1 protein-coding gene is annotated in these 1551 nt (G+C 54.5%); it reads right to left on the bottom strand.

Annotated elements, in window-relative coordinates:
• Positions 1–207: 207 nt before the first annotated feature.
• Complete coding sequence (locus tag ACFOZ5_RS13470) at positions 208–1179, bottom strand: transposase (protein WP_379888161.1); 972 nt, start codon at positions 1177–1179, stop codon at positions 208–210.
• Positions 1180–1551: the final 372 nt, after the last annotated feature.

Below are 1551 nucleotides of genomic sequence, written 5' to 3'. Positions count from 1 at the left end.
GCCTGCCGGGGTGGCAGCTTTGCCGTGGAATCAGTGGCAGCTTTCGCGTGGAATGGGTGGCAGGCTTCGTCTGGAATCAGTGGCAACCTTGGCCTGGAATACGCAGTTCTGGTTAAAAAGTCAGCGCTAAGGCTAAATTACAGTCAGGCAGTGGCCCTGACGGGGGCCAGTATGAAGGGTATGGATTAATAAGGCCGGGTTTTTGGGTTAGGCCGCGGATCGTCGCCGGTCCAGGTGAGCCCGGTGGTTGTCGTGATACCGGTCTTCGAATTCCGTGGCTTCGGCAAGCCAGTCCTCGGCAGTCAGTTCGAATCTTTTCAGGATGGGCGGTTGGTGTTCGGCTATGTGTCCGCGCTTGTCGGGATTGATAATTCGTCCGGTATAGTCGACCAGCTCCAGGTAATCGCTCAGTGAAAACAGGATGCCAAGTTGCGGCTCGTTCCTGGCTGCGCCTTCGAAATTCAATAGCGGTTTGAGGGGGAGGGGGAACTGCTTCAGAAATAACTGCGCGGTCTGTGACTGGACCGCCTCTGCAAGATTGAATCTGGAGGCAATCCGTTCCTGGATACTGGTGTGGTCTGAAGTTTCTGGTGTTTTTGCCATGTCTGCACGGACCGGATTCAGGTCCACATAGGCCATGCAACTCAGTAAGGCCTGCTCTGAAAGCAAGGCTTGCGACTTGAAACGGGACTCCCAGAAATGTCCCGTGCAATCGTCTTCTCGATTAGCTTCCCGGGCGATGGATTCGTTCAGGCACTTCATGAACCAGCTAAGGTCGGTCAGCCGTTGCCGGTAAACGCCGATGGTTTGTTTAACGGAGCGTAGTTCGGCCTCATGCAGGTCTTCTCCTGATTGATAGCGCTGGACCAGCAATGGGCCTTTGAACAGGCTGGTCCACCGATTCAGAACATCGTCATCGCTCCAGCTTTCAGCCTGTTGGGGGTAAAGTTTTACCACCAGGTGGTAGTGGTTGGACATGACCGCATAGGCGCAGAGGTCGATGGTGAAAATCGATGATAGTAACCGGATGCGTTGCTCAATCCATTGACGGCGATGTTCATAGCTTTGCCCGGTCTGGTCATCCACACCGCACAGGAAGGTCCGCCGAACGCAGCGGGAAACGACGTGGTAATAGGGCGTGTCAGACAACGAGATTTGCTGTTCTCTCGGGCGAGGCATGCTGATCCTTAGCAATGACGAAAATTCCATCCCATATCGAACCATGGCCGGTCAAACACCACAAGTGTCGTCGCTGAAAGCGGTTCTCCGGAATAACGTATGGCTCAGCACCTGAGCTGGTCGCCGACAATTCGGTGAGGGTGCGTATTCGGTGCCATGCATCTGCATGCATCACGATAAGCGACCACGAAGGGGTCAGGCACCCCGGTCGCTTTGGTCATGTGGTGACCCATCGGGTCGGGCCGGAATATCGGTCAGTCAGGTCATATGGTAATCCCCCCGAAAAACAGCGGTGATCAAAAGTAGAATTTTCCGTAAGCTACACGCAGGGAGATTCTGCATGAAGAGGTCACGTTTTTCCGACAGCCAGAT

This window comes from Marinobacter lacisalsi (assembly GCF_042651045.1).
Lineage (GTDB): Bacteria > Pseudomonadota > Gammaproteobacteria > Pseudomonadales > Oleiphilaceae > Marinobacter > Marinobacter lacisalsi.
Note: the sequence above shows the minus strand (reverse complement) of the source record. Positions and strands in the feature narration are given on the sequence as shown.